The organism is Mycolicibacterium tusciae (genome assembly GCF_002086795.1).
In the GTDB taxonomy this organism is placed as follows: domain Bacteria; phylum Actinomycetota; class Actinomycetes; order Mycobacteriales; family Mycobacteriaceae; genus Mycobacterium; species Mycobacterium tusciae.
The window spans coordinates 599,080-620,283 of record NZ_MVIM01000001.1 but is presented as its reverse complement, the minus strand read 5'-3'; the positions used below and the strand labels follow the sequence as shown (position 1 = coordinate 620,283).

Here is a 21,204-nt window from a genome sequence, read left to right as displayed (position 1 = left end):
GCTTCAGGAACTACGCAGGGCCGCCAGCACTCGGTCGGGGTGGCGGGAGCTCACCAGCCAATACGGCGTCGGATCATCCGGATCGTCGAGAACCATCAGAACCATCGGCCCTATCCACGCCTTGTGCACGACGTAGGCGGCCGGGTCCAGCTGACGGCCCAGTGCCGCCGATTTCGCGCTGCGCGGAACTTCGGCAGACCTGGAGATGACGCCGACAGGCAGATGTGCGTCACCGACCCACAGCTCGGTTTCGCCTTCGCCGGCGATCACGCGCAGTTGGGTGCTGCTCAACATCAACAGCGCCACCGCCGCGACCGGCAGCAATACGGCGTAGGGCAGCCACAGGGGAATCGCGGGCACGCCCTGGTTGACCTCGAGTGCGATCAGCGCCGCCAATCCCAGGCCGGGCAGCCACCACCACCACGGCACCATCAGCCGTTCGCGGTAGCGGACGGTTTGGGACGTGGCGCGCGTGTCGGACACGCGGCCAAGAGTAATCTCTGACGTCGTGTCCACCACTCTCGCGGTCGTGCGCCTGGACCCCGATCTGCCCATGCCGAGTCGTGCCCACGAGGGCGACGCGGGGGTGGATCTGTACAGCGCCATCGACGTCGAACTGGCTCCCGGTCAGCGTGCGCTCGTGCCGACCGGCATCGCAGTCGCCATCCCGCACGGAATGGTCGGACTGATCCATCCGCGCTCGGGTTTGGCTGCCCGCGTTGGACTTTCGATCGTGAACAGCCCCGGCACCGTCGACGCCGGATACCGCGGCGAGATCAAGGTGTCACTGATCAATCTCGACCCTGCCGAACCCATCGTCGTACACCGCGCAGACCGGATCGCACAGCTATTGGTTCAGCGAGTCGAACTGCCCGCCCTGGTCGAGGTGACGTCGTTCGACGAGGCTGGTTTGGCAGTCACTTCCCGTGGCGACGGTGGCCACGGTTCCTCCGGCGGACATGCGAGTTTGTGAAATGGCATTCGGTAGGCAAAAAGACAGCAGTGGCAGTGGCGATGAGGTCACCTCGGTGACCGAAACCGACGTCGAGCCGGACGGACCGTTCGACGTCGACGACTTCGACGACCCAGCGGTCGCGGCTGAAGGACGTCTGGACCTGGGCTCGGTGCTGATTCCGCTGCCAGAGGCCGGCCAGGTGCAGGTGGAGCTCACCCCGCAGGGTGTGCCCAGTGCGGTGTGGGTCGTCACGCCCAACGGCCGGTTCACCGTCGCCGCCTACGCTGCCCCGAAATCCGCCGGCCTGTGGCGTGAGGTCGCCGGTGAATTGGCGGAATCGCTACGCAAGGACGCCGCCGAGGTGTCGATCAAGGACGGCCGGTGGGGCCGCGAGGTCGTCGGTGCGGCATCGGGTCCGCAGGGGGCCGGTGTCGTGCGGTTCATCGGAATCGACGGTTATCGCTGGATGATCCGGTGCGTCGTCAACGGGCCGGAGGAGAACGCCGAGGCCCTGGCGAAGCAGGCGCGAGACGCCCTGGCCGACACCGTGGTTCGCCGCGGCGACACCCCGCTGCCGGTGCGCACCCCGCTGCCCGTCGAGCTTCCCGAGCCGATGGCGAACCAGCTGCGCGCAGCCGCCGAACAGGCCGCCGCGCAGCAGGCGCAGCAAGCCGGCGGGCAACCGCCCGAGGCGCCGACGCCGGCCGCGCGTCGCAGCGAGCAGGGTTCGGCGATGCAGCAGTTGCGGACCATCACCGGCGGCTAGCGAATTCGGCGCGCCGACCGACCGTGGGGGTGCATTCGCGCGCCCGAATCGCAAAGAGTCACGCCTCCAGCAGCGCGGACACGCACGCCGCGCCCAGCACCGCGGGGTCGGCGCCCAACTCGTCGAGCGTGACCGTGTGCAGCGAAGCGCGCGGAGCCGCCGTCATCCACTCGACGCCCACCTCGACGGGGTGCACTGGATCGTCCGTCGCCGCGGCAATCCCCATTGGGACCGCCAGCTTCTCCAATTCGCTGCACGTCGGCGCGACATAGGCCGCCGCGGCGTCCATCGCGTCGGGCAGCGCCGGCCACTGGCCGACCCACGAGCGGGTCAGCTCGTCGGCCAGCCAGGGCGGGCTTCCCGCGCGCATCTGAGCGGTGGCCGAGGCCAGCCCGTCGCGCCGCAGCACACTCGCGGAATGGCGTGCAGCTATCGCCGCCGGAGCTGTGTCGGGGGCGCCCGTCCAGGCCGGCAGGGCGGCGAGGACCGCTACCGCGCGGCCGGGATGAGCAAGCGCCCAAGCAGCGGCGACCGCGGCGCCGATGGACACGCCGCCGACGGCGATCGGGGCCGTGCGCGCCGCGTTGTCCAATGCCTCGCGGTACCCGTCGATCAATCGCTGCGGTTCGGGTTTCGGGGTGACCACGACTGCGCCCTCGCCGTGCAGGGCATCCGAGAACGCCCGATAGACGAAGTCGTCGTCGGATCCGGTGCCGGGCAGGAGCACCGTCGTGACGCCGCGGAGAATGACGCTCATCACACGATCGTGCCCCCCGAACTGCCTGATCGGCGCGTCGACCCGCCCTGCGTGGCAGATCGGAACCAAGAGGTCTACCGTGGCGTTGTTCGGGGTATAGATCAACGATAGATCTGCAGAACGTTCAGGAGAGGCCATGGCTACGGCCGAAGGGTACCTACGCCGACTGACCCGGCGGCTGACTGAAGCCCCGGATCAGCTCGACGTCGAAGAGCTGTCTGACGAAGCGGCCAACACCGGCGCCTCCAAAGCGATCGACTGTCAACGCGGCCAGGAAGTCACGATGATCGGCACCCTGCGCAGCGTCGAATGCAACGGCAAAGGATGCGCGGGCGGTGTCAAAGCTGAAATGTTCGACGGCACCGACACAGTGATGCTGGTCTGGCTCGGCCAGCGCCGGATCCCCGGCATCGAATCGGGTCGCACTCTCAAGGTCCACGGTCGGGTCGGCAAATTGGACAACGGCACCAAGGCGATCTACAACCCGCACTACGAGATCCAAAAGTGAGTGACCCCGGAACCGAACCGGGGAAGCGTTCCAGCAAGGCACACGCCGTCCTCGAGCAAATGGGCGGCGTCAGCGGCCTGATCTACTCCTCGCTGCCGGTCGTGGCATTCGTTCCGGTATCGCAGTTCTTCGGGCTCACCGCCGCCGTCTACTCCGCCCTTGGCATCGCCGCCGTCATCCTGGTGTGGCGGCTGGTGCGGCGCGAGTCGACCCAGCCGGCGATCTCCGGCTTCATCGGCGTTGGTGTCTGCGCCGGAATCGCCTACTTCATGGGTGAGTCCAAAGGCTATTTCCTGCTTGGTATTTGGTCATCGCTGATCTGGGCGTCCGTCTTCGCCCTGTCGGTGCTGATCCGCCGTCCCGTCGTCGGCTACGTGTGGGGCTGGGTCAACGACCACGACCGCGACTGGCGCAGCGTGCGCAAGGCGGTGCGCGCGTTCGACATCGCGACGGTGGTGTGGGTGTTCGTCTTCGCATCCCGCTTCGTCGTGCAGCACCACCTCTACGACGCCGATCAGACAGGCTTGCTGGGCGTCGCCCGCATCTCGATGGGCTGGCCCCTGACCGCGGTGGCGGCGCTGGTGACCTATCTGGCTATTCGGGCGGCACAACGCGCGATCCACGCCGACGCCCCAGAGGCCGAAGTGGCCGAAGTCCTTCCGGAAGACACGCAGCGCGAGAATCCGGGCGTGACGCAGACGGATGCCCACTGAGCCTGACGATCCGAGCCCGCGTCGCGCCCGCGACACCGATAGATCGCTCGTCGCGGTCGCGGTGCTGGCGTCATTCGTCGCGTTTCTCGACGGGTCCGTGGTCAACCTGGCGCTGCCCGCCATCGGGCGTGATTTCGGCGGCGGCCTGGCGCTGCAGCAGTGGGTGGTGGACGGATATCTCCTCACCCTCGGCGCGCTGATCCTTGTCGCGGGAGCCATCTCCGACCAGTACGGCCGCCTGGTGGTGTTGCGAGCGGGCCTCACGATTTTCGCGGTCTCCTCGGTGGTGTGTGCGTTGGCGCCCACCGGCTGGGTGCTCGTCGCCGCCCGCTGCCTACAGGGCATCGGGGCGGCGTTCCTGGTGCCCAGTTCGCTCGCGATGATCAACGCTCGCTTCTCCGGGTCGGCGCAGGCCCGCGCGATCGGAACCTGGACCGCTTGGACCGGAACGGCTTTCGTGGTCGGCCCACTACTTGGTGGCGTGTTGGTCGACGCGCTGAACTGGCGGTGGATCTTCGGACTCAACCTCGTGCCGTTGGCGATCACGCTGTACCTGACGACCAGATTGCCCTCGGGGGAGTTCACCGCATCCAGTCGGTCGGCACGCGTCGACGTCGTCGGAGCGGGGCTGAACGCGGTCGGACTCACGGGCTTGGTGTACGCCCTGATCGAAGGGCAGCGCCTGGGATTCGCACATCCCGCGGTCGTCGTCGCCTTGGCGGTCGGAATCGCCTGCCTGATTGCATTCCCGTTGTGGGAGTGGCGAACACCCGATCCGATGATGCCGCTGCACATCTTCGCCGCCCGCAATTTCGCGGTCGGAAACCTTGCCACGGTGTTCTTGTACGCCGGCGTCTCACTCGGCATGCTCGTCGTCGGGCTGTTCCTCCAGGAGACCGCAGGCCTTTCGGCGACGGAGGCAGGACTGGCCACTCTCCCGGTCCCGGTGCTGTCGTTTCTGCTCGCGCGCCGGTTCGGCACGCTGGCAGGGCTCCACGGTCCGCGACTGTTCATGGCGATCGGGCCGCTGATCGCGGCGATCGGCTATCTGCTGATGTCGTGGACGGCTGAGCCGTTCGACTTCTGGACGCAGATGCTGCCCGGACTAATGGTGTTCGGCCTCGGGTTGACGATCACCGTGTCGCCGCTCACCGCGGCTATTCTGGCCGCCGTCGATTCTGCGGAGAGCGGCATCGGCTCGGCGATCAACAATGCGGTGTCGCGGATCTCGGGTCTGATCGCGATCGCCTTCACCGGCGTGATCATCGCCCTGGGCGAGCGAAGCGACGGGAATGGCGTCGGCGCAGTCGATTTCGCTGGTTTCCGGCAGGGCATGCTGGTGACGGCGGGACTCTTTGCGCTCGCCGCGGTGATCTCGGCGGTGGGTATCCGCAATGACCAGGGTGATCTCGGCCGCGTCTCACCGGAGTCGACGGCACCGTGTTACGACAGGGCAACGCCGCCACCGGGCTACCCGCAGCGTTCGGTCAGCGCGCCTCGGGATTGAGCAGGAGCTCCTGCAATCGATCCTCGACCTCGGTGACCGCGACGAACAGCAGCTCGTCGCCGCCTTCCAGCGGCTCGTCGCCTTCGGGCACGATCACCCGCGGACCGCGCAGGATCGTCACCAGAGTCGCGTCGCGCGGCAATTCGAGACGCTTGACGGGTTTACCGCCCCACGGCGTGTCGTCGGGCAGCGTGATCTCCACCAGGTTCGCCTGACCCTTGCGGAACTCCATCAGCCGCACCAGATCGCCGACGGCGACGGCTTCCTCCACCAGGGAGGCCAACATCCGTGGGGTGGACACCGCCACGTCGACGCCCCAGCTCTCGTCGAACAGCCACTCGTTGCGCGGGTCGTTGACGCGGGCGACCACCCGCGGCACGGCGAACTCGGTTTTGGCCAGCAGGCTGACCACCACGTTGACCTTGTCGTCGCCGGTGGCGGCGATCACGACGTCGAATTCGTGCAGGCTCACCGACTCCAGCACGGTCAGCTCGCAGGCGTCGCCAAGGCGCCACTGGGCCGCGGGAATCGCGTCGACGTCGATGTGGTCGGGGTTGCGTTCGAGCAGCGTGACCTCGTGGCTGTCGACGAGTTCCCTGGCGATCGAACGTCCGACCGCGCCCGCCCCCGCTATGGCGACCCTCATTGCGCCTCGACGTCCTCGCTGGGCGGCAGCGCGGCGATGGCCAGCGCCTCCGCGATATGTCCGGCGATGGCGGCCATGAACACCTGATCGCCGGCCTGGACGACGGTCTTGGCGTCGGGCAGGCAGCCCTCGCCGAAGCGGATCAGGAACGCGACTCGGCCGCCGGTGGCGGTTTCGAGGTCGGTCAGGCGTCGGCCCACCCATTCCTCGTGCAGCGCCAGCTCGGTCACGCCGACGTTGCCCGACGGATCGCGCCACTTGGTGGTCTCGGTTTCGCGGGTCAGCACGTTGAGCAGCCGATCGGTCGTCCACGGCACGGTCGCGACGGTGGGAATGCCCAGCCGCTCGTAGACGGCGGCGCGTTTGGCGTCGTAGATGCGGGCGACCACGCGCTCGACGCTGAACGTCTCGCGGGCCACGCGCGCGGAGATGATGTTGGAGTTGTCCCCGGACGACACGGCGGCGAACGCACCTGCATCCTCGATACCCGCCCGCAGCAGCACGTCACGGTCGAATCCCATGCCCAGCACCCGCTCGCCCGGAAAGTCCGGGGAGAGTCGGTGAAACGCGGTGCTGTCCCGATCGATGACCGCGACGTCATGGCCTATGCGGGCCAAACTGTCGGACAGCGAAGCGCCGACGCGGCCGCATCCCATCACCACTACTCGCACCTGTTGGTCCCTTCCGGTCGAACCTGCGCACTCGGAACGCTACAACCATTCACCTCTGCGCTTACCCTTGGCACTCGTGTCAAAGCTTTCGACCGTCACACGGCGGCTGGTTCTGGGCCGTCCGTTCCGCAGCGACAAGCTGTCGCACACCCTGCTGCCCAAGCGGATCGCCCTGCCGGTGTTCGCCTCCGACGCCATGTCCTCCGTCGCCTATGCACCGGAGGAGATCTTTCTGGTGCTCTCGGTCGCCGGCCTGGCGGCCTACTCGATGGCGCCCTGGATCGGACTGGCGGTCGCGGTGGTGATGATGATCGTGATCGCCAGCTACCGGCAGAACGTGCACGCGTACCCGTCGGGCGGTGGCGACTACGAGGTGGTCACCACAAACCTCGGCCCGACCGCGGGACTGACGGTTGCGAGCGCGCTGCTGGTCGACTACGTACTGACGGTGGCGGTGTCGATGGCCTCGGCGATGTCGAACATCGGGTCGGCCGTGCCGTTCGTCGGCCAGCACAAGGTGTTGTTCGCCGTCATCGCGATCCTGCTGCTGGCGTCGATCAACCTTCGTGGCATCCGGGAGTCCGGCACCGCGTTCGCAATTCCCACCTATGCCTTCATGTTCGGCATGTACGTCATGCTCGCCTGGGGTTTCTTTCAGATCTACGTTCTCGACAGGCCACTGCAAGCGGAATCGGCGGGCTTCGAGATGCACGCGGAGCACGGCGAGATTCTCGGTTTCGCCTTGGTGTTCCTCGTCGCGCGGGCGTTCTCCTCCGGTAGTGCCGCGTTGACCGGTGTGGAGGCGATCAGTAACGGCGTGCCGGCGTTCCGGAAACCGAAGTCGCGCAACGCGGCAACGACGCTGGCGCTGCTGGGCGCAATCGCCATCTCGATGTTCATGGGCATCATCATGCTGGCCAAAGCGACGGGTGCGCAGATCGCCGAGCGCCCCGATGAACAGCTCGTCGGCGCCCCGCCCGACTATGATCAGAAGACCCTCATTGCTCAGCTCGCCGACGCGGTCTTCCACAATTTTCCGATTGGGCTATACCTGATTGCCGGCGTCACGGCGCTGATCCTGGTACTGGCGGCCAACACCGCATTCAATGGCTTCCCGGTGCTGGGATCGATACTGGCGCAAGACCGTTTCCTGCCCCGACAGTTGCATACCCGCGGCGATAGGCTGGCCTTCTCCAACGGCATCCTGTTTCTCGCACTCGCCGCAATCGCCTTCATCGTCGCGTTCAGGGCCGAGGTCACCGCGCTCATTCAGCTGTACATCGTCGGGGTCTTCGTCTCCTTCACCCTCAGTCAGATCGGGATGGTGCGCCACTGGACGCGGCTGTTGCGCACCGAGACCGACCCCGCCGTCCGTGCGAAGATGAAGCGTTCCCGAATCATTAACTTCATCGGGTTGCTCTGCACGGGAACGGTTTTGATCATCGTCGTGGTGACGAAGTTCCTCGTCGGTGCCTGGATTGCCATTCTTGCGATGGGCGGCTTGTTCGTGATCATGAGAGCCATTCACAAGCATTACGAAACCGTGGCGCGCGAACTGGAGGCGCAAGAGGCCGAAGAGGCCGACGGCATGGTGTTGCCGAGCCGCAACCATGCGATCGTGCTGGTGTCCAAGCTGCACCTGCCGACCATGCGGGCGCTGGCCTACGCCAGGGCTACTCGCCCCGACGTGCTCGAGGCGATCACCGTCAGCGTCGACGACGCTGAGACGCGCGCGCTGGTCCACAAATGGGAGGGCAGCGACATCAGCACGCCGTTGAAGGTGATCGCCTCGCCGTACCGAGAGATCACCCGCCCGGTGCTCGACTACGTCAAGCGGGTCAGCAAGGAGTCGCCGCGCACCGTCGTGACGGTGTTCATCCCCGAGTACGTGGTCGGCCACTGGTGGGAGCAGGTGCTGCACAACCAGAGCGCGCTGCGACTCAAGGGCAGGCTGTTGTTCGAGCCGAACGTGATGGTGACATCGGTTCCATGGCAGTTGAGTTCGTCGGAGCGCCTGAAAACGCTGGCGCCGCAGTCCGCTCCCGGCGACGCACGCAGGGGCTTTTTGGATTGAGCGGCGACGGAAAGGTCGACGGGTCGCCCGGCGCGTCGTCCGAACTCACCTTGACCGTGGGGCCGCCTGCCAACGGCGGCAGTTGTGTCGCGCGCCATGACGGGCGGGTGGTGTTCGTGCGCTACGCGTTGCCCGGTGAGACGGTCCGCGTCCGGATCAGAGACGGCGCCTCGGATCGCGGATCCTATTGGCACGCCGACGTTGTCGAGGTCATCGAGCCGTCCGCCGACCGGGTCGACTCGATCTGCCCGATCGCCGGGGTGGACGGTGCCGGTTGTTGCGATCTGGCATTCGCCGAACCGGCGGCGGTGCGGCGGCTGAAGGGTGCGGTGGTCGCCAATCAGCTGGTGCGGTTGGGCGGATATGCATGGCGTGACGAGGGTGACGCGGTGGCCGAGCCGGTGGGCGAGGGCGGGGTCACCGGTTGGCGAACCCGCGTGCGATTGGACACCTCCGCGCGGGGCAAGGCGGGATTTCACCGATACCACAGCGCCGAGTTGGTCACCGATCTCGATTGCGCGCAGCTGCCGTCGGGCATGCTCGACGGCGTCAACGACTGGGTCTGGCCGCACGGTGCCCATGTGCACGTGGCCGTCGACGACGACGGTGACCGCCACGTCGTGCAGTCGGGTCCGCGGGAGGGCCGCAAGTCCGCCACGCACGTCATCGAAGGCGAGTACGAGGCGGTGCAGCGGGTCGGGGACCGCGTGTGGCGGGTACCGGTGACCGCGTTCTGGCAGGCGCATCGCGACGCCCCGCGGGTCTACAGCGAGCTGGTGACCGATTGGGCGCAACTGCGCCCGGGCATGACGGCATGGGATTTGTACGGTGGGGCAGGGATTTTCGCGGCGACGCTGGCGCAGGCCGTCGGTGACACCGGGAAGGTCCTTACCGTCGACACGTCGCGCGGGGCGTCCCGCTCGGCGCGCGCGGCGCTGGCCGACCTGGGGTGGGTTTCCGTCGTCACCGACTCCGTGAGAAGGGCGTTGACCGGTCAGCGGGGGAGGCCAGACGTCGCGGTGCTGGACCCCCCGAGAACGGGAGCCGGGCGCGAGGTGATCGACCTGCTGGCCGACGCCGAGGTGCCGAGGGTGATTCACATCGGTTGTGAGGCCGCCTCGTTCGCCCGCGACATCGGGCTGTACCGCGGCCACGGATATGCCGTCGAAGATCTGCGAGTGTTCGACTCGTTTCCCTTGACGCACCATGTCGAATGCGTCGCAGTGCTCACTCGCTGACGCGTTGACTTCCCCGGCTGCGCGTTGACTTCCCCGGCTGCGCGTGGGCCCAGCGCTCAGGGCGCACAAATGGGGATTTCGACCGCCCCCACCGCAGAGTGAAGAGCAGGATGGCGGATCGAGCTGGCTGACCAGCTTGCAGGCCGCGATGGTCGGCGAGCCGGTCAGCTATCGAAGTACCGCTGCAGCCGTCGTTGCCGATGCCCGAACAGCGCGCGAATCCCAGCGCCGATCACAGGTGTGAGAAAGCGCAGCGGAGTCCGGAGCTCGAACGTGAGGCGATCGCGTACAACGGTTTTCGTGTCGCCGTCGGGGTCGACGGTGCGCTCGTGGCGCCAGCTGCGCATGGACAGCATCGTCGACTGCTCGTCGAAGCCGCGGCCCGGCCGTAACTTGGCGATCATCAGGTCGTCGTAGTCGAACGGGAGGACGCCGAACAACCGCATCCAGCAGCGCCCGATCGGGGTTCCGACCGGCACAGTGTCGACGGTCAAGTCCTTGGCGCCGCGCGGCATCGACATCGTCAGCCACGGCCGCAGTTCATCGTTGATGCCTTCGGGAGTGACCACTCGGGCCCATACCCGATCGGTGGGTGCGTCGATGACGCTCTGCCGTTCGATGATCATTGGTGTTCGAGGCTATCGGACTGCGACACCCCGACAAGGCCTACCGCTGTCGCCAGCGATCGAGTAGCGCCGGGATCTCATCCAGGAGGAATGCGTAGAAGTCGCGCATCTGCGTGAGACGTTGATGGGCGAGGCCGTACTCGGGTGTGGCCGCGATCCCCGCCTCCGCCGCCTTCAGGACGGCGGTCGTTACTTCGTTCTGATTCGTATATTGGACGGCCCACGCGTCATCGCGCAGCCGGTAGTGGTCCCGCCGGCTTCCTGGTGCCGGCACGCGCTCCACGAGTCCTACGGAGCTGAGCATCTTGAGAGCTCCCGAGATCGCGCCTGTGCTGGCCTGCAGCTGTTCGGCGAGGTCGCCCATGGTCATGGCCGGATCTTCGGTGAACAGCAACGATGCTAGAACTCGCGCGGTCATCCGCTGCAGACCGTGTGAGCTGAGAACGAGCGCGAGCTGCTCGGCACTCTCTTGCGGATCCGAGGCCATAACGATCTCCGGTCAGAGTCTTCAAAGATTTCTGAAAAGTCAGTATAGTCAGCGACGGCGCTCCGGGAAGTCTGGTCGGAACTGGTATCCGCATACCCAGAGGAGACCGTCCATGGAAAGTGTCGCCCCGGCGGCCACGTCGCCGTCCACCACTGCTGAGGTGATCCGCGTCCGCGGTTTGACCTTCACCTATCCGAAATCGACACAGCCGGCGGTACGCGGCATGGACTTCTCGGTGGGACGAGGAGAGATCTTCGGATTTCTCGGTCCCAGCGGTGCCGGCAAGTCGACGACGCAAAAGCTACTCATCGGGTTGCTTCGCGGGCACGGCGGCGAAGCAACGGTGTGGGGTCAGGACCCGCTGAAATGGGGGCCGGACTATTACCAGCGCATCGGGGTCTCGTTCGAGTTGCCGAATCACTATCAGAAGCTCACCGGCCTGGAGAACCTGAGATTCTTTGCCTCGCTCTACGACGGCGACACGCTGGATCCGATGGAACTTCTTGGCGCAGTGGGTCTCGCCGACGACGCTGACACCCGAGTTGGCAAGTACTCCAAGGGAATGCAGATGCGTCTGACGTTCATCAGATCGCTGATCAACGACCCGGACCTGCTTTTCCTCGACGAGCCCACTTCCGGTCTTGATCCGGTGAACGCGCGCAAAGTCAAAGACATGATTCTTGATCTAAAGGCGCGGGGCCGCACTGTATTCCTTACCACGCATGACATGGCGACCGCCGACGAGCTTTGCGACAGAGTCGCCTTCGTGGTCGACGGCCGGATTGTCGCCATGGACACGCCGGCCGAACTGAAGATCGCCCGCAGTCAACGACGTGTCCGAGTCCAGTTCCGGGGGGAGAATGGCCGTCTGGAGGCCGCCGAGTTCGCCATGGACGGCCTGGCCGACGACCCCGCGTTTCACTCTGTGCTGCGAGATCACCACGTCGAAACCATTCACAGCCGCGAGGCCACCCTGGACGACGTCTTCGTCGAGACCACCGGAAGGCAACTGGCATGAAACGGCTGACGAGTGCGTTGCGGCTCGAGGTCACGCTTCAAGTCAGGCAGAGGTTTCTGCATGCGGCGGTCTTCTCCGGGCTCATTTGGCTGGCAGTGTTGCTGCCCATGTCGCACGCCTTGCGTCCGATTGCTGAGCCATACATCTTGTTGGGCGACATCGCGATCATCGGGTTCTTCTTCATCGGAGGTTCGGTGTCTTTCGAGAAGCAGGAGCGCACCCTCGGTGCCGTCATCTCGACACCGTTGCGGTTCTGGGAGTACCTTGGCGTGAAACTCGCTGTGCTGTTAGGTGTTTCAGTTATGGTGGCGCTCATCGTGGTGTCGGCCGCCCACGGATTCGCCTATCGTCCACTCCCTCTGTTGACCGGTGTGGTGCTCGGCACCTTGTTGATGCTGCTCGTCGGATTCATCACGTCGCTCCCGTTCTCTTCGGTCAGCGATTGGTTCATGTCGGCGACCGGCCCTCTCGCGGTGATGACGGGCCTCCCGGTGCTGTACTACTCGGGGGTGTGGGAGAGTCCGGTTCTTTACCTGATCCCTACGTTGGGGCCGCTGCTGCTGCTGGGCGAGGCCTTCGATCAAGTGACACTGGCCCCGTGGCAGGTGGCCTATGCCGTGCTGTATCCCCTCGCAGGTTTGGCGGTGCTGTTCTGGGTAGCCAGGGCGCTGTTCGGTCACTACGTCGTCGCAAGATCGGGAGGTGTGTGATGACTTCGATGACAACGTCAGTGAAAGCGCTGGCGGCATTCGGCCGCAACGACATTCGCGGTACCTACCGTGATCCGCTGTTGGTCATGATCGTTCTGGCTCCCGTCATCTGGACTGTCGGAGTCGTCATCCTCGTCCCGTTGTTCACCGACATGTTGGCGGCACGATACGACTTTGATCTGGTTCCCTACTATCCACTCGTTCTCACCGGCTTCTTGCTGCTGACGAGCATCATCATCACGGGCGGACTCGGCGCCTTCCTTGTGCTCGACGAGGTCGACGCAGGCACGATGACCGTGCTGCGGGTGACCCCGGTGCGGTTGTCGACATTCTTCGCCTACCGTGCGGGCACCGTCATGGCGTTGACGACCGTATATGTGGTAGCGACGTTGTCGTTCAGCGGAATACTCGAACCAGGTCTCGTTCCCACCCTTGTTCCGATCGGGCTGCTGGCCGGATTGTCGGCGGTCGTCACGCTGCTGCTGATCGTCGCCGTCGCGGCCAACAAGATTCAAGGCATCGCCATGCTGCGCGGCCTCGGCATGTTGATCGCCGGGTTGCCGTGCCTTCCGTGGTTCATCGATTCGGCCTGGAATCTGGCTTTCGGTGTGCTGCCGCCGTATTGGGCGGCAAAGACGTTCTGGGTCGCCAGCGAGCACGGCACGTGGTGGCCATACCTGGTCGCCGGTACGGTCTACAACCTCGCGGTTGCCTGGTTACTGTTCCGGCGATTTGTCGCCAAGAACACGTGACGGCGAGATGTGAATGCCAACTCAGGAGGTCAAATCGCGGAGGCGGTAGCCCGCGATCCCCAATGCGGTAAGCGCTCCACCCACAACCAGGAACGTTATTGTCGCCGGAATGTCGGGTGAGACCGACGGCACCGCCGCGATATGCACGTATGGAGAGATGTCCAGCACCCACGCCGGAGCACGCATGCTGTCGGCGATGACGTTGAGCAGAAACCCCCCGACCACAGGTAGCGCGCCGATAGCACCCACCGTCGACGGGAGCCAGCCGACGGCCAGGGCTGCCGCGCCGAGCGCCAGCCACCCAACCGGGGCGGTGTTGAGAGCTCCTGCGAGTGCATCGCCGATCCGCAGCGGGGCGCCGGTCAGCGCCGCGCCGCTCCACATGGCGGCTGCTGCGACGAGGTGCAACGCGACCAATCCCACTGCGGTAACCGCTATCTCCGTGCCCAGCAGGCGCTCGCGAGACGACGGCGAGGCGAACAACATGGTCCACCGCCGCGCCCGCTCGTCACCTACGAATGCCGCGAGCCGGGTTACGCAGTACAACCCGGTCGCATTGGTCATCAGGCTGAACAAAGCCGCAGCGAAACCCTCCGCCGAGTTCAGGCCCGCGAATCCCGCAGCGGCGGCCAATTCCGCGAACCGAGGGTTCTGCTCGAAGAAGTCCAGTATGGAAGCGATCACCGCGCCGATGATCAGGAAGTAGGCGCCGATTCCCGCAGCCCACCCGACCGTGGGACGCAGGGCGCGCCGCGCGGCGAAACTGTCGATCGATCCCAACAGGCTGGTGCGCGGCGGGCGTCGTGTCGAGAGTGTCAACAGTCCGGTACCGAGGTCGCGGCGGCCCGCTGCGTCGGTGGCGACAACCGCGAACGCGACTGGATAGCACGCCAACACCAGCAAGGGGGCAATCCGGTTCTCGGCGTAGGGCGCCACGCGTGCGACGAGACCGAATGGGCTGAGCCAGGCAGACCATGCGAATGCCGCGACTCCGTCGGAGAGCATCCGAACCAACAATGTGGCACCGAGAAACCCGACCGAGAGTCCGACCGCGGATGGCCGGTTCGGCATCACCTGAGCGGCCACCAACCCGACGGTGGCAAATGTGAGCGTCACACCGAGAACGCACGCTGCGTACAGGATGGCGCCGAAAGCGTCGGTGCCGGCGGCCATCATCCCGAGGCCGACCCCTGCACTGATGACCGTGGCCGAACCGGTGAGCGCGATCAGGTAGCGACGCACGACCTCTACAGTGCGGATCGGGCCGGAAAGCAGAAGATCCCAGCGGCCGGCGTCTTCCTCGCCCCGGGTGATTCGGACGGCGGTCAGCATGATCCACACACCGGCCAGCACGAGCACCGGTGTACCGGTCCGCCACACCGTGAACCCCCCCCGGGTCGTCCAAAGCCACCGGCGCGCCGAAAAGAACTCGTATGGCTGGGTTTTCGGCCAGCGCACGCAGTGCGCTTTGACTCAACTCACCGCGGAAGGTGGACTGGTACTGGGCGGCGACCAACGTCGACATCCCTGCGCACACTGCGGCGACGAGCAGCGTGCCACGTCGCAGTTGTCGGGCCGCGAGCCGGGTGACGGCTCGCTCGGCCGGCACCCGCCGGGCGAGCGCGTGGCACGCGGCGAGGGTTGCGGCCATCACGACGCCTCGCCGTAGTAGTCGAGGAAAATCTCTTCCAGCGTGGGCTCGTGCATCGCGACCGTCGTGACGTCGACCGCGGCGAGGGCTCGCAGCGCCGGCGTTGGTGAGCCAGACACGTTGAAGCGCAAGTGTTTTTCTCCGAGTCGCTCAAGGTCGGTGACGCCGGGCACGTCCATGAGGCTCGGCTCGGCGTCGCGGTAGGTCACTTCGATGCGGGTTCGGCGCAGCCGACGCAACTCGCCGATCGTGTCGATCTCCACGAGCCGGCCCGCTCGCAAGATGGCGACCCTGTCGCAGAGCGCTTCGACTTCGGCCAGTTGGTGCGAGCTCAGGAACACCGTCTGGCCACGTTCGCGCGCCTCGAGGACACAGCGCCGAAACTCACGCTCCATCAAGGGATCGAGGCCGCTGGTCGGTTCGTCCAGCACCAGCAAAGGGGCCCGGGTGGCGAAGGCGGACACGATCGCGACCTTCTGCCGGTTCCCGCTGGAATAGTTCTTGGCCCGCAGGTCCAAGTCCAAGGCGAAGCGGGCAACCAGTTCAGCTCGGTAGTCGACGTCGACCCCGGGGCCCACGTTGCCGGTCACCTCGAGGATCTCCGCGCCGGTCATCGTCGGCCACAAGGCGACATCGGCAGGGACATACGCGAGGTGGCGGTGGGCGCGGCGGACGTCGTCGGCGCGGTGATCGAAGATCATGGCAGTGCCTGCAGTGGGCCGGATCAGTCCGAGCAGCATGCGGATTGTGGTGGACTTGCCCGCGCCGTTCGGGCCGAGGAAACCGAACACTTCCCCTCGTGCGACGGTCAGGCTCAGGTCGCCGACCGCAACGAGTGAACCGAAACGTTTGGTCAGCCCGTCGGTCCGGACGGCGTGATGGGAATTCGCGCGTGCAGGCGCGGCGGATATGGCATGCATCTCGGGGCCTCTCAGGCGTCGGTCAACTGACAGCCGACCAGGCTTCCCGGCACTCCTGACGAGGAATGTACTCGCGTGCATGTTCGGGCACCAGGTTGTCAACGAATGGCGCTCTCGGCCGAATGACATAGGGTGATCGTCAGGTGTGCCGGGAAGTCTGGTCGGCGATTCCTTCAGCGACCAGCGACTACCGATTAGGGCGAATAGTGAGCACCGATCCACCTCGCTTCCCACGTGGAGCGCTCTTCTCACGAGGCTCGTGGTCGGAGACCAGCCGGGTCACGTCCATCCTTCGCAAGGAGACCGTCGGCGGTGCGATCCTGCTGGTGGCCTCGGCCGTAGCCCTGATATGGGCCAATTCGCCGTGGTCGGCGGGGTACTTCGGACTTCGTGATCTGGAGATCGGCGGTGAACCGCTAGGCCTGCATTTGAACCTGACTCTCGGCGAATGGGCCGCCGACGGGCTGCTCGCGATCTTCTTCTTCATCGTCGGACTGGAGCTCAAGCGCGAATTCGTTGCGGGCGATTTGCGCGACCCGAGTCGTGCCGCCCTGCCGATCGCCGCCGCCGTCGGGGGAATGGTGGCGCCGGCGCTGATCTTTGTTGCGGTGACCGCCCATGTCGGAGACGGCGCGACGCGGGGTTGGGCGATCCCGACCGCGACCGACATCGCGTTCGCAGTCGCTGTGCTCGCCGTCATCTCGACACATCTTCCGTCTGCGCTTCGCACTTTCTTGCTGACTCTCGCGGTGGTCGACGATCTCCTGGCAGTCACGGTGATCGCCGTTTTCTACACCGACGACATCAAGATCTGGGCGCTGGGTCTGTCAGTGGTACCGCTGGCGCTTTTCGCGCTGTGTGTGCAGCGTCGGGTCGACTCATGGTGGCTATTGGTGCCGCTCGCTGCGGCCACATGGGTGCTGATGCACGAGTCCGGTGTGCATGCCACAGTCGCCGGCGTGTTGCTCGGCTTCACGGTGCCGGTGATGCGCTCAGCCGCGGCCGGCGGTCCCGAGGCGGGCCCGGGATTGGCCGAGCACTTCGAGCACAAACTGCGCCCATTGTCGGCAGGTGTCGCAGTGCCCGTTTTCGCCTTCTTCGCCGCCGGGGTGTCACTCGGCGGATTCAGCGGACTGATCAACGCGTTGAGCGACCCGATCGCCCTGGGAATCGTGCTCGGACTCGTCGTCGGCAAGCCCGTCGGCATCTTTCTGACCACCAGAGTGCTGGCCGCGGTGACCCGCGCCACTCTCGACTCGGCGCTGCGGTGGATCGACGTCCTGGGAATTTCGATGCTGGCGGGCATCGGATTCACGGTGTCGCTCCTCATCGGGGATCTCGCGTACGGTTTGGGATCGCATCGTGACGAAGTCGTCAAAATGGGCGTGCTGACCGGGTCGGTGTGCGCCGCGGTGCTGGCAGCGGTGCTGTTGCGGCTGCGGAACAGGCAATATCGGCGGATCTACGAGATCGAAACCGCCGACGCCGATCTTGACGGTGTGCCCGATGTCTACGAGTCTCGGCAGGACCGCACCGAACCCGGTGCGTAGACTGACGGGATGCTTGAACAGATCCGCGGCCCCGCTGATCTGCAGCACTTGACCCAGTCACAGATGAGTGAGCTGGCGCAGGAAATCCGCGAATTCCTGATTTACAAGGTCGCTGCAACCGGCGGACACCTCGGCCCGAACCTCGGCGTCGTCGAGCTGACGCTTGCGCTGCATCGGGTGTTCGACTCGCCGCACGATCCGATCATCTTCGACACCGGACACCAGTCCTACGTACACAAGATGCTGACGGGCCGCATCCGTGATTTCGACTCACTCCGCAAGAAGGGCGGCCTGTCGGGCTACCCATCGCGCAGCGAGAGCGAGCATGACTGGGTCGAATCCAGCCACGCCAGCGCCGCGCTGTCGTATGCCGACGGACTGGCCAAGGCCTTCGAGCTGTCCGGGCACCGCAACCGTCACGTGGTCGCCGTCGTCGGCGACGGCGCACTCACCGGCGGCATGTGCTGGGAGGCGCTGAACAACATCGCCGCGTCCCGGCGCCCGGTCGTGATCATCGTCAACGACAACGGCCGCAGCTACGCGCCCACGATCGGCGGTTTCGCCGAACACTTGGCCGGACTTCGCCTGCAGCCCGGGTACGAGCGCGTGCTCGAGGAGGGCCGCAAGGCCGTCCAGAAGGTGCCGATCATCGGCGAGATCTGCTACCAGTGCATGCACAGCATCAAGGCCGGCATCAAAGACGCGCTCTCGCCGCAGGTGATGTTCACCGATCTCGGCCTCAAGTATGTCGGCCCGATCGACGGTCACGACGAGCATGCGGTGGAGAACGCGCTGCGCCACGCGCGCGGCTTCAACGCGCCGGTGATCGTGCACGTCGTCACCCGCAAGGGCATGGGGTACGCCCCGGCCGAGAACGACGAGGCCGACCAGATGCACTCCTGCGGTGTCATCGACCCTGAGACGGGGCTGGCCACGTCGGTGCCGGGGCCCGGCTGGACGTCGGCGTTCTCCGACGCACTCATCGGCTATGCCGCCCGGCGGCGCGACATCGTGGCCATCACCGCTGCGATGCCCGGCCCGACCGGTCTTTCCGATTTCCGGAAACGGTTCCCCGACAGGTTCTTCGACGTCGGCATCGCCGAGCAGCATGCGATGACGTCGGCCGCGGGTCTGGCGATGGGTGGCATGCACCCGGTTGTGGCGATCTACTCGACGTTCCTCAACCGCGCGTTCGACCAGGTCATGATGGACGTCGCGCTGCACAAGCTGCCCGTCACGATGGTTCTGGATCGCTCCGGCGTCACCGGTCCCGACGGTGCCAGCCACAACGGCATCTGGGACCTGTCCATGCTGGGCATCGTCCCGGGCATGCGGGTGGCCGCCCCGCGCGACGGCGCCCGACTGCGTGAGGAACTCGGCGAAGCGCTCAACATCAAGGACGGGCCGACCGCCATTCGGTTCCCGAAAGGCGATGTCGGCGAAGATATTCCGGCGGTCGAACGCCGTGACGGCATCGATGTGCTCGCGGCCCCGGCCGACGGCCTGTCCGACGACGTGCTGATCGTGGCAGTCGGCCCGTTCGCGGCGATGGCGTTGACGGTCGCCGAGAGGCTTCGCAACCAGGGGATCGGGGTCACAGTCGTGGACCCGCGGTGGGTCCTTCCGGTGCCCGCCGCCCTCGGTGAGTTCGCGGCCGCGCACAAGCTGGTGGTCACCATCGAGGACAACGGCGTGCAGGGTGGTATCGGTTCGGCGGTGTCGGCGGCGCTGCGCCGGGCAGAGATCGACGTGCCCTGCCGCGACGCCGGGTTGCCCCAGGAGTTCTTCGCACACGCATCGCGCGGCGAGCTGCTCTCCGACGTCGGACTGACCGACCGCAACATCGCCCGCCAGATCACCGGCTGGGTGGCGGCTCAGGGTTCCGCGGTGGCACCCGAACGCGAAGTCAGCGAACGTTTCGACTAGCGCTTATTCAGACCGAGGTGCTCTCTGTCAGTGAGACGCGGCCCACTTCTTCCAAAGACGTTGTCCTGCGCGGCTGTTCGAAAAACACCTCGGCGCTGCGACCGTCGACCTCGAGGGTCGCGATCGTATTCCCGAACAAGGGCCCACACACGTTCGTCCACGTCAACGGTGGTGACTCGACGCCGTGCCTGCGCACCCACCATCGCGTGAACGCAGCAGCGGGACGGGTCCAGCCCAACGCGAACGCGGGTTTGACGAACAACGGCACGTAGTTGTGCACCGGAGAGCAGACCAGCTGATGTACTGCCGACCCGCTCGGTGACACGCCATCGAGTCGGGCGCGCGCGGCGTAGCTGTGGTGGACGTCGCCTGACAGCACGCTGATGGTCGCGGGCCGGTCGGGATGGTTGGCGATCCTCGTGATCATCTCCGCCAGCCGTACCAAGGACTTGTAGAACGCCGGCCAGTGTTCGAAATCGCCTGCCCTGCGCAAAAACTCGCCGAAGCGGCCGCGCCTGCCCGGACGGTCCGCCGCCTTTTCGTTGAGCGTCTCCAGATCACCGATCGCGGGTGGCATCAACCACGGCACCGACGAGGCCAGCATCAGATGGTCCAGCTGCTCGGGATGCTCCTCGGCCTTGGCCTCGACCCACCGGAATTCTTCTTCGCCGATCATCATGCGCTCACCGGATTCCAGAATGCGCCCGTTCCGTGAGTCGATCATGATCAGTCGCGTCCGTCCGAGATCCCATCGGTAGCTGAACCGAATGCCTTTGTGCGCCTCGATCTCGCGGTCGGCCCGGCCGGCAAGCTCGGCGAGATGCGACCATGTGTCGCCTGCTATGGCCAGCAGGCGTTGGTAGTCCTCGTTGTCGGCCAGCTCATCCGGGCTCAGGTTCCCCAGATGTTGGTACACCCAGTAGGACGCGAGTCCGGCGCGGATCCGGTCCTGCCACCACGGTTCCTTGGCCATACTGACGCGCCAGGACGCCGAGGTGTTCCAATCGTCGCGGATGTCGTGGTCGTCGAAGATCATCGCCGTGGGCACGGTGGACATCAGCCATCTGATCTCCGGGTCGCCCCAGGAATGGCGGTACAGCCGTTCGTACTCGGCGAAGCTGACGACTTCGTCGGGCGGACGATTGCCGTTTCGGTGGTGCCGGGCGCGGCGCTTGTTGACACGGCGCTGCTCGTCGGGCGGGAGTTCGTCGGCGTAGAGCTGATCACCGAGCAGGATCAGGGCGTCCGGCCACTGGTCGATCGGGCGCACGGCCATCCGTGACGCGTACGAATCGAGCGCGTCGTGCTTGATTTTGGACTCGATCTTCTTCACTTCGGTTTTGGGGTAGCGACACGACCCGAATATGGCGCGCAATCGGTGCGCTGTGTCGGGGCCCCGGGTCCGGATGACGCTGGGTGGAAACTCGGAGAATGCCGGGTCGGTGAGCGGCCATACCGTCGCCCCATTGAACGTCACCTGGTACTCGGTCACGCTGTCCGGCTTCAGCCCGGTGACCGTGACGAGTGCGAAGTGATGGTTCTGCACCTCGAACGTCGGCGCCGAACAGCCCAGTACGTCGACGGTGCCCGCGTTTTCGGTCTGTACCCACACCAGTGCGGTCGTGTCCGAGACGTGCCGCAGGGTCGGTCCGAGAAGCAAGCTCACCAAGTCGACACTAGGACACCTCGCGGGCCGCGTCCTGAAGTCACGACAGGCTCGTGACAGAGT

General features: G+C 65.9%; 21 protein-coding genes. 12 read left to right on the top strand and 9 right to left on the bottom strand.

What is annotated here, in order from left to right:
* Nucleotides 1-3: 3 nt before the first annotated feature.
* On the bottom strand, nucleotides 4-483 hold the full coding sequence (locus BST47_RS02920) for a DUF3093 domain-containing protein (protein ID WP_083123662.1): 480 nt from the start codon (nucleotides 481-483) through the stop codon (nucleotides 4-6).
* A gap of 25 nt (nucleotides 484-508) precedes the next feature.
* Here BST47_RS02920 and dut point away from each other — a divergent pair, with 25 nt between their 5' ends.
* Both dut and BST47_RS02910 read left to right on the top strand, forming a co-directional pair.
* The gene (dut, locus tag BST47_RS02915; protein ID WP_083123661.1) at nucleotides 509-973 is read left to right on the top strand and encodes a dUTP diphosphatase; all 465 of its coding nucleotides are present in this window, start codon (nucleotides 509-511) and stop codon (nucleotides 971-973) included.
* 1 nt (nucleotide 974) lies between these two features.
* Nucleotides 975-1,721, top strand: a complete 747-nt coding sequence (locus tag BST47_RS02910) for a DUF3710 domain-containing protein (RefSeq protein ID WP_083123660.1) — start codon at nucleotides 975-977, stop codon at nucleotides 1,719-1,721.
* A gap of 58 nt (nucleotides 1,722-1,779) precedes the next feature.
* Here the strand turns inward: BST47_RS02910 and BST47_RS02905 are convergent, their stop codons facing one another.
* Entirely contained in the window at nucleotides 1,780-2,478 is a 699-nt protein-coding gene (locus BST47_RS02905; protein ID WP_083123763.1) for a hypothetical protein, read from the bottom strand.
* Between the two features lie 136 nt (nucleotides 2,479-2,614).
* On the opposite strand from BST47_RS02905, the gene BST47_RS02900 reads away from it, so the two are divergent.
* The 3 genes from BST47_RS02900 to BST47_RS02890 are packed head-to-tail and all read left to right on the top strand — an operon-like array spanning nucleotide 2,615 to nucleotide 5,206.
* On the top strand, nucleotides 2,615-2,986 hold the full coding sequence (locus BST47_RS02900; RefSeq protein ID WP_083123659.1) for an OB-fold nucleic acid binding domain-containing protein: 372 nt from the start codon (nucleotides 2,615-2,617) through the stop codon (nucleotides 2,984-2,986).
* Nucleotides 2,983-3,699 (top strand): DUF3159 domain-containing protein, encoded by a 717-nt coding sequence (locus BST47_RS02895; RefSeq protein ID WP_207568509.1) that lies wholly within the window; start codon nucleotides 2,983-2,985, stop codon nucleotides 3,697-3,699. The genes BST47_RS02900 and BST47_RS02895 overlap by 4 nt, the downstream gene beginning before the upstream one ends.
* Entirely contained in the window at nucleotides 3,689-5,206 is a 1,518-nt protein-coding gene (locus tag BST47_RS02890) for an MFS transporter (RefSeq protein ID WP_083123658.1), read from the top strand. The genes BST47_RS02895 and BST47_RS02890 overlap by 11 nt, the downstream gene beginning before the upstream one ends.
* Here the strand turns inward: BST47_RS02890 and BST47_RS02885 are convergent.
* Both BST47_RS02885 and BST47_RS02880 read right to left on the bottom strand, forming a co-directional pair.
* Nucleotides 5,187-5,852, bottom strand: coding sequence for a potassium channel family protein (locus tag BST47_RS02885; RefSeq protein ID WP_083123657.1), 666 nt, complete (start codon nucleotides 5,850-5,852; stop codon nucleotides 5,187-5,189). The genes BST47_RS02890 and BST47_RS02885 overlap by 20 nt on opposite strands.
* A complete protein-coding gene (locus tag BST47_RS02880) occupies nucleotides 5,849-6,523 on the bottom strand; it encodes a potassium channel family protein (RefSeq protein ID WP_083123656.1) in 675 nt (224 codons plus the stop codon). Before BST47_RS02880 ends, BST47_RS02885 begins: the two co-directional genes overlap by 4 nt.
* A gap of 67 nt (nucleotides 6,524-6,590) precedes the next feature.
* Between BST47_RS02880 and BST47_RS02875 the strand changes: the two genes are divergently transcribed.
* Both BST47_RS02875 and BST47_RS02870 read left to right on the top strand, forming a co-directional pair.
* Complete coding sequence (locus tag BST47_RS02875) at nucleotides 6,591-8,597, top strand: APC family permease (RefSeq protein ID WP_207568508.1); 2,007 nt, start codon at nucleotides 6,591-6,593, stop codon at nucleotides 8,595-8,597.
* Nucleotides 8,594-9,835: a class I SAM-dependent RNA methyltransferase gene (locus BST47_RS02870; RefSeq protein ID WP_083123654.1), complete on the top strand. Its 1,242-nt coding sequence runs from the start codon at nucleotides 8,594-8,596 to the stop codon at nucleotides 9,833-9,835. The genes BST47_RS02875 and BST47_RS02870 overlap by 4 nt, the downstream gene beginning before the upstream one ends.
* Before the next feature lie 164 nt (nucleotides 9,836-9,999).
* Here the strand turns inward: BST47_RS02870 and BST47_RS02865 are convergent, their stop codons facing one another.
* Together BST47_RS02865 and BST47_RS02860 are read right to left on the bottom strand one after the other, a co-directional pair.
* Nucleotides 10,000-10,461, bottom strand: a complete 462-nt coding sequence (locus tag BST47_RS02865) for an Rv1443c family protein (protein WP_083123653.1) — start codon at nucleotides 10,459-10,461, stop codon at nucleotides 10,000-10,002.
* Between the two features lie 40 nt (nucleotides 10,462-10,501).
* Nucleotides 10,502-10,948, bottom strand: a complete 447-nt coding sequence (locus BST47_RS02860; protein WP_083123652.1) for a GbsR/MarR family transcriptional regulator — start codon at nucleotides 10,946-10,948, stop codon at nucleotides 10,502-10,504.
* A gap of 112 nt (nucleotides 10,949-11,060) precedes the next feature.
* On the opposite strand from BST47_RS02860, the gene BST47_RS02855 reads away from it, so the two are divergent.
* Genes BST47_RS02855 through BST47_RS02845 form a run of 3 tightly spaced genes read left to right on the top strand, consistent with a single transcriptional unit; the run spans nucleotide 11,061 to nucleotide 13,428 of the window.
* Nucleotides 11,061-11,966 carry an ABC transporter ATP-binding protein gene (locus tag BST47_RS02855; RefSeq protein WP_083123651.1) on the top strand — a complete coding sequence of 302 codons (906 nt, stop codon included), beginning with the start codon at nucleotides 11,061-11,063 and terminating at the stop codon, nucleotides 11,964-11,966.
* The gene (locus BST47_RS02850) at nucleotides 11,963-12,676 is read left to right on the top strand and encodes a fluoroquinolone export ABC transporter permease subunit (protein WP_083123650.1); all 714 of its coding nucleotides are present in this window, start codon (nucleotides 11,963-11,965) and stop codon (nucleotides 12,674-12,676) included. The genes BST47_RS02855 and BST47_RS02850 overlap by 4 nt, the downstream gene beginning before the upstream one ends.
* A gap of 8 nt (nucleotides 12,677-12,684) precedes the next feature.
* Nucleotides 12,685-13,428: an Rv2686c family ABC transporter permease subunit gene (locus BST47_RS02845; RefSeq protein ID WP_420094013.1), complete on the top strand. Its 744-nt coding sequence runs from the start codon at nucleotides 12,685-12,687 to the stop codon at nucleotides 13,426-13,428.
* A 21-nt stretch (nucleotides 13,429-13,449) separates the two neighbouring features.
* Here BST47_RS02845 and BST47_RS02840 read toward each other — a convergent pair whose 3' ends face one another.
* Nucleotides 13,450-14,808, bottom strand: a complete 1,359-nt coding sequence (locus BST47_RS02840) for an efflux permease Rv1217c-related protein (protein ID WP_234809550.1) — start codon at nucleotides 14,806-14,808, stop codon at nucleotides 13,450-13,452.
* A gap of 270 nt (nucleotides 14,809-15,078) precedes the next feature.
* Nucleotides 15,079-15,999, bottom strand: a complete 921-nt coding sequence (locus BST47_RS02835; RefSeq protein WP_083123648.1) for an ABC transporter ATP-binding protein — start codon at nucleotides 15,997-15,999, stop codon at nucleotides 15,079-15,081.
* A gap of 203 nt (nucleotides 16,000-16,202) precedes the next feature.
* Between BST47_RS02835 and nhaA the strand changes: the two genes are divergently transcribed.
* Nucleotides 16,203-17,549, top strand: a complete 1,347-nt coding sequence (gene nhaA, locus BST47_RS02830) for a Na+/H+ antiporter NhaA (protein WP_083123761.1) — start codon at nucleotides 16,203-16,205, stop codon at nucleotides 17,547-17,549.
* 9 nt (nucleotides 17,550-17,558) lie between these two features.
* Nucleotides 17,559-19,475, top strand: coding sequence for a 1-deoxy-D-xylulose-5-phosphate synthase (dxs, locus tag BST47_RS02825; RefSeq protein ID WP_083123647.1), 1,917 nt, complete (start codon nucleotides 17,559-17,561; stop codon nucleotides 19,473-19,475).
* A gap of 7 nt (nucleotides 19,476-19,482) precedes the next feature.
* On the opposite strand, the gene BST47_RS02820 is transcribed toward dxs, so the two are convergent.
* On the bottom strand, nucleotides 19,483-21,141 hold the full coding sequence (locus tag BST47_RS02820; protein WP_083123646.1) for an alkaline phosphatase D family protein: 1,659 nt from the start codon (nucleotides 21,139-21,141) through the stop codon (nucleotides 19,483-19,485).
* Nucleotides 21,142-21,204: the final 63 nt, after the last annotated feature.